The 5,487-nt window shown below is 37.4% G+C and carries 8 protein-coding genes and 1 pseudogene; 3 read left to right on the forward strand and 6 right to left on the reverse strand.

What is annotated here, in order from left to right; translation table 11 throughout:
* The 3 genes and pseudogenes from QZT73_RS06865 to QZT73_RS06875 form a co-directional block, all read left to right on the forward strand.
* Positions 1 to 249, forward strand: a pseudogene (locus tag QZT73_RS06865) (dCTP deaminase); the annotation flags it as partial.
* Positions 249 to 491: a membrane protein insertion efficiency factor YidD gene (gene yidD / locus QZT73_RS06870; protein WP_291787365.1), complete on the forward strand. Its 243-nt coding sequence runs from the start codon at positions 249 to 251 to the stop codon at positions 489 to 491. The pseudogene QZT73_RS06865 and the gene yidD, both read left to right, overlap by 1 nt.
* Positions 475 to 879, forward strand: coding sequence for a transcriptional repressor (locus QZT73_RS06875; protein WP_291787359.1), 405 nt, complete (start codon positions 475 to 477; stop codon positions 877 to 879). The genes yidD and QZT73_RS06875 overlap by 17 nt, the downstream gene beginning before the upstream one ends.
* Before the next feature lie 117 nt (positions 880 to 996).
* Here the strand turns inward: QZT73_RS06875 and QZT73_RS06880 are convergent, their stop codons facing one another.
* The 6 genes from QZT73_RS06880 to QZT73_RS06905 form a co-directional block, all read right to left on the reverse strand.
* Positions 997 to 1,608 carry a hypothetical protein gene (locus tag QZT73_RS06880; protein WP_291783840.1) on the reverse strand — a complete coding sequence of 204 codons (612 nt, stop codon included), beginning with the start codon at positions 1,606 to 1,608 and terminating at the stop codon, positions 997 to 999.
* A gap of 45 nt (positions 1,609 to 1,653) precedes the next feature.
* The gene (locus tag QZT73_RS06885) at positions 1,654 to 2,517 is read right to left on the reverse strand and encodes an aspartyl protease family protein (RefSeq protein ID WP_291783838.1); all 864 of its coding nucleotides are present in this window, start codon (positions 2,515 to 2,517) and stop codon (positions 1,654 to 1,656) included.
* 207 nt (positions 2,518 to 2,724) lie between these two features.
* Entirely contained in the window at positions 2,725 to 3,138 is a 414-nt protein-coding gene (locus QZT73_RS06890) for a thiol-disulfide oxidoreductase DCC family protein (RefSeq protein ID WP_291783836.1), read from the reverse strand.
* Positions 3,135 to 4,421 carry a hypothetical protein gene (locus QZT73_RS06895; protein ID WP_291787361.1) on the reverse strand — a complete coding sequence of 429 codons (1,287 nt, stop codon included), beginning with the start codon at positions 4,419 to 4,421 and terminating at the stop codon, positions 3,135 to 3,137. Before QZT73_RS06895 ends, QZT73_RS06890 begins: the two co-directional genes overlap by 4 nt.
* A gap of 16 nt (positions 4,422 to 4,437) precedes the next feature.
* Positions 4,438 to 4,971 (reverse strand): molybdopterin adenylyltransferase, encoded by a 534-nt coding sequence (gene mog / locus QZT73_RS06900; protein ID WP_291783833.1) that lies wholly within the window; start codon positions 4,969 to 4,971, stop codon positions 4,438 to 4,440.
* 24 nt (positions 4,972 to 4,995) lie between these two features.
* Positions 4,996 to 5,487: hypothetical protein (locus QZT73_RS06905; RefSeq protein ID WP_291787363.1), on the reverse strand; the 492-nt coding region annotated here is incomplete at its 5' end.

Genomic DNA, 5,487 nt, shown 5'->3' on the forward strand with positions numbered 1-5,487 from the left:
GAAGGAAGATCTTCTATTGGAAGGTTGGGCTTATTCGTCCATATAACAGCAGGGTTTGGAGATGTTGGCTTTAGTGGTTTTTGGACACTTGAAATTTTCTGTGTTCAGCCCATAAGAATCTATGCAGATGTGGAAATCTGTCAGATCTATTACCATGATATCTCCAAGCCCTTTAAAACCTACCGATCAGGAAAATATCAAGATAACAAGGGCATTCAGGCCAGTATGCTCTATAAGGATTTTGAATGATGCTTCGGTGGATATTCATATTGCCTGTTAAATTATACCAATTGCTAATCAGTCCCTTGTTTCCTACCTCATGCAGACATGAACCTAGTTGTTCCAAATATATGATTCAAGCGATCAAAATCCATGGAGCATTAAAAGGGCTTTGGCTTGGAATCAAAAGATTGGCAAAATGCCATCCTTGGGGCACATTTGGTTATGATCCGGTACCCAAAAAAACCAAACCCGATGAAAACACCATTTGATCTTCTTAAAAACCATGAAATAAAACCCAATACCAATCGAATGTTGGTTATTCAGCATTTTATGGATGATCATAAGGCACATTCTCTCTGTACACTTCATGAATTACTCAAGGATCAAATGGACAGGACAACGGTTTATAGGATTTTGATTTTATTTACAGATAAAGGCATTCTTCAGAAAATACCCTGTTCGGATGGTAATATACTTTTTGCTTTGAATTCAGGTAATTCTGAGAAAAAAAATAACACACATTTCAGGTGTAAATGTTGTCAGAAAGTGGAGAATCTTCCAGATTTGCCTGAAGAATATCTCCAGAGATTAACTGATCAGAAAATCAATCTGGAAGGGATTGCCTTTGAGGGATATTGTATGGATTGCAGCCAATAGAAATTAAGGTTCTAAAAAATCGAGAAAATTATCATTATTCGCTAACCTTCTGTAAATGCATGATTTTCTATTTTCACCATTTTTGTTGAAAGTGTGACAAATCCCTCCTTTTTTACCCTATTTGATCACAGCATAACCGAAACTCATCCCCACAAAAGGCTGAAAGTCCCGACCTGTTATATTTAAAGAAAGATTGGCTTGAGTCCTCCCAAGTAATGCCCCAAACCTGTACCCGAGACCTAAATTGGTTATCCATGCTTCAGCGTCTTCCCAATTCCCTGCTCTACGAGAGGTAATTATAAACCTATGATGGGTGTGTACATTGATGCTAAGTCCTGAATAGAGTTGATAAACTCCCCCTTTTTTCCCAATTTTTTGGTTACCCAACCTTTTATCCACAAAGAAATAATTATTGATCAGAAAATTAGATCCCTCCCGGCAGCTGGGCATTCCGGGATATTGACGATGCACTTGGGTACATCCACCAGGCAAAAGTAAAACACCATAGGCCAATGCCACAGGTTCCAACCGGTACCCTATAATCAACCGCTGATTAAGATAAAGTTTAGGTTCAAAATAGACACCAATCGCTGTGGTAGTATTCCATTTCATGTTGGATTGGTTATAGACCAGCCCTGTTGTCAAACCAAAATCTGATTTATTCTCATTTTGGGCATAAGAGTTGCTCAAACAAAAGAACAGGAAGATCAAAATCAAGTGCTTTCTCATGATTGAGCAGATTAGTATTTGACCATTTTTGATGAGTATAGTAGATTATGGATTTTCGATAAGATAAATGACTTTTTCTTTAGGGTTAATAATTGTTCGGTAATACGAAAGGAAATCCCCACCTATAATTCCAGCTACTTCAAGATCCATCAAGACTGATAAATCCTGTTCAAAAACCTGTTGCCTAAAAACTTTTCCTTTGATTTCAAATTCGAGGTAGCCTTCATCGGAAAATTTACTTATGCTTGGATCGATTACAGTTACGGGAGAACCTGTGTCTATCATAAATTTCAATTCTTGATTTCGTACTTTGGATAAAAATATCAGCTGCCCTGTATCCATGGTGAAAGGAAAAACCAACCACTCATCTTTTGTTTCGAAACCATTTTTATACAAAATAAACCTACTGTTTTTATAGTCTATTTCTGTAATGTAATTTTTAAAATATCCCCAACCAAGGACAGCACTAAACTCATAGCCGACCTGTTGGGCTACAGCCTCCATTTCACCTTCCTGCATGGTAAAAACCGTTTCTTCTTGACTCCAATCACCAATTTTTACACTTTCCACAATTCCTTCAAAAACATCCCATGTATTCCCAAATAAATCCGCTACTTGAGCATTGGTGCTTTTAATTTTGAGTCCCAAATCTTTTACAAGGTTTGATGATAATTGTAATTCGTGCCCATCTCCAAAATCAATCATCGTTTTAACAGGAGATCCATTAACTATGATTTCTGTAAAAATCAGCCCATATTCCGTGATTTCTAAAGATATTTTTGAAATACTATCAGGATTGTATAGTTTTTCAATTGAGTTATAGGCCTTAGCTTTACCTAAAGTAAAGAGGCACAGCACAGCAATAAAAATCACTGTGTTTTTAGGTTGTTTAAATTCCGTCCTTTTCATTCTTTTACCGAATTTGTTAGGAAATTCACAGATGAAATTTTCTCACATATTTTTTCTTTGTTTCACAATTACAAAGTGTCAAAAAATGCTTAGTAAAATACAGACGTAAGAGAAGCTTTTCATGTCCCAGAGTTTCCCATATTTTTTTGATCTCCGATGAAATGATTAAAACTAATTGGTTTACCCAAAAAAACAGGCCAATATATCCTACAAAAACCTTCCCTTCAAATCCGGGGTTGGCATCATGCAGGAATCTTTTTTTCCAAACCATTTATAGCGATTGGATGCAACCCGATCATAAATCGCATCTCTAATGGATTTTGGAAAAAATCTGAATATGTAAATTAAGGAAAAAGGAAAACCAAGTATCCGAGCCATTTCCAGTATTGCCGTTGATTTATAATAAAAAACTCCTTTATGCCTTAATACTACCGTGGAAGGGTCATTAGTTTCTTTGCTGGACTTTGAAAATACAGGAATATCCAAAGCATGCTCTGACTGTAAAGAAGCAAATTTGAACCTTAATCCCTTGTCCCGCTTGATCACAAACTGCACAAATCCATTGCACAGGTTGCAAACCCCATCAAAAAAAATAACTGGGTTTTCTTTAGCATTTTTCATCGATTGAAAGGGACTGGGCTTATCCACTGGAATTTCTTTTTAACCAATAAAAGACTGTCAATCTCAATTCTGTTTATTTCAAGAAAGAGGCTATCTTCTTTATAAACCCCTTTTAAATAAAGCCTTCCTTCTTCATCAAATTTGTAAGTCAATTCCATTCGGTTTGTACTATCTGACGGAAGAACAGCTTTGATCAACTGCTTTTCCTCATCATACTCTGCCAAATATCTGATTTTGGAATCATCCTCAAAAGCCAGTGTTAACCTCTCGGGTCTATAATTGTCAAAAATCAATCTTTTGATAGGCATGGGCGTTTTTGCATTAACCAACGAATCATTTGCTATTGGTATCGATTGCACATTATAAACTCCTGCCAAAGGGGATACCATGGCACCTTCTCTGATGCTTTTTTGATAATTCAAATTGTTGGATACAGCAGTGTAGAAAAAATATCCCAAGAATACAGTTTTAAAAATCTGAGTTGCAATAAATGCCCTTTTCTCTTGGAACATAGGTTTCAGAACAATAGGCTGACTTGGGTTTTGTAAAAAGAAAAGATCAATAAGATTCCTTTTGAATATCCATGCCAAGCCCATTGAAAAAAGCAAGTAATGAGATGAAGCCAGTTTTACCGGAACATCAAAAGCAAAATTCATGGCCACCACGTTGGCCATCACAGTCATCATCACCAAGGCCCCTAATAGGACTGTCCTCCTAAACAAAAGCAATACTGCTGCGAGTACTTCCATGATTCCCCCAAAAACCTGATAGGGCGTAGAATATCCCATCAATGTCCAAAGCAGGTTCATAGGTGAACTTTCCCCGTAAGTTTTCATCAATTGGGTGTAGGAAGGTTCACTGAATTGTGTCGGAATTACTTTTGCCATTCCGTAAGAAAAGATGATCAAAGCCACAAAGTACCTCGTGTATGTTATCAATACCCTTTGCAAAAATTCGTAGGATGCTCTTTCCCTGTCCAATACAGACCAAACAACTGTTACCATCAGGGCTAAAATGGTCTTGGTAGCCCAAAGCAGCCAATAAATCAACGTGTCCCCACTGCCGGTTTCTGCCGTAGGGATTTCATCAACAATACCAAATAAGTGATGCCCCAGCCAAATGGATAGGTTTTGAAGTTGCGTCCCTATTGGGTGAATTAAGATACTGCCATAAGGAATAAAATATATAGGGAATGCAAAGCAATACAGAAATATATAGGCAAATACTAGCCGGAATAAGATTTTCTTGGATTGTGACCAAGGCTTACTTGATAAATTTTCCATATCCTGTATTTAGTTTTTAGCTCATTTCTTTAGGCCTAAAGGCTTTCACCGTACTTTCATGACATACCATATGTGGTCCACCAATCAAATCCAAGCAATAAGGGATTGCTGGAAAAACTGCATCAAGACATTGGCGGATTGCTGAAGGTTTACCGGGTAAATTAATTATGAGCGTCTGATTGTAAATGCCTGCTGTTTGCCTGGATAAAATAGAAGTAGGAACATACTGCAAACTTACCTGCCGCATCAGTTCACCAAAGCCCGGCAACATTTTTTGACATAATTCTTCAGTAGCTTCAGGAGTCACATCCCTATGGGCAGGGCCGGTACCTCCCGTGGTTACAATCAAGGCACAGTTTTCCTCTTCCATGGATTTAAGTGCTGAAACAATTTCTTCTTTCTCATCTGGAATCACCCGATAAACCGGCTCCCAAGGATTTTGTAAAACTTCTTTAAAAAAACGGATGATTTCATTCCCTGAAATATCCTCATAGACATTTGCAGCAGCCCGGTCAGAACAAGTAAGTACACCAATCTTTAGTATATCCATGATTTTAATAATAAGTCTGAAATTTTAGAAAACTTTAAAGTCACTAATAGCAACTTCCGAGTTGAGCTGCTTCAAAGTATTCAAGGTGGAAATATTTAGAACCTGAATTTGGTTATAACCTAGCGCTGCAACAAACAAGAAATTATCATGAATGGCCATTTTAAAACCTTTGGGAATTTCAGGCTGATTAGGGAAAGGGCTTTTGGCCAAAACCTTCAAAGTCAAATTATCCAAAACAATCAATTGGTTGTCTTTAAGCATTAACACTGTATAAGTTCCATCCGGGCTGATCTGAAAGTCAGCGATTTGGTCTGAGGAATATAATAGGTCGATTTGTTGGTTTTCAGGGTCAATTTTAAATAAACCATGATTTCTTGAACTGCCTACAAATGTGTTTCCTGCTCCTTCGATGGTACCAATCCAATTCCCCGAGCTGTTTTCCAAAGGCTGAGGGTTTGGAATTAAACCGTAACTCTTATCTTCTTTCATCCATAAGACACCACTAGAACTACCGAA

The organism is Cecembia sp., from assembly GCF_007126775.1.
Classification (GTDB): Bacteria; Bacteroidota; Bacteroidia; order Cytophagales; family Cyclobacteriaceae; genus Cecembia.

What these genes read in the sequence shown, in the direction of transcription:
- yidD (WP_291787365.1), top strand. Translation starts at nt 249, where the DNA reads ATGCTTCGGTGGATATTCATATTGCCTGTTAAATTATACCAATTGCTA.
- QZT73_RS06875 (WP_291787359.1), top strand. Translation starts at nt 475, where the DNA reads ATGAAAACACCATTTGATCTTCTTAAAAACCATGAAATAAAACCCAAT.
- QZT73_RS06880 (WP_291783840.1), bottom strand. Translation starts at nt 1,608, where the DNA reads ATGAGAAAGCACTTGATTTTGATCTTCCTGTTCTTTTGTTTGAGCAAC.
- QZT73_RS06885 (WP_291783838.1), bottom strand. Translation starts at nt 2,517, where the DNA reads ATGAAAAGGACGGAATTTAAACAACCTAAAAACACAGTGATTTTTATT.
- QZT73_RS06890 (WP_291783836.1), bottom strand. Translation starts at nt 3,138, where the DNA reads ATGAAAAATGCTAAAGAAAACCCAGTTATTTTTTTTGATGGGGTTTGC.
- QZT73_RS06895 (WP_291787361.1), bottom strand. Translation starts at nt 4,421, where the DNA reads ATGGAAAATTTATCAAGTAAGCCTTGGTCACAATCCAAGAAAATCTTA.
- mog (WP_291783833.1), bottom strand. Translation starts at nt 4,971, where the DNA reads ATGGATATACTAAAGATTGGTGTACTTACTTGTTCTGACCGGGCTGCT.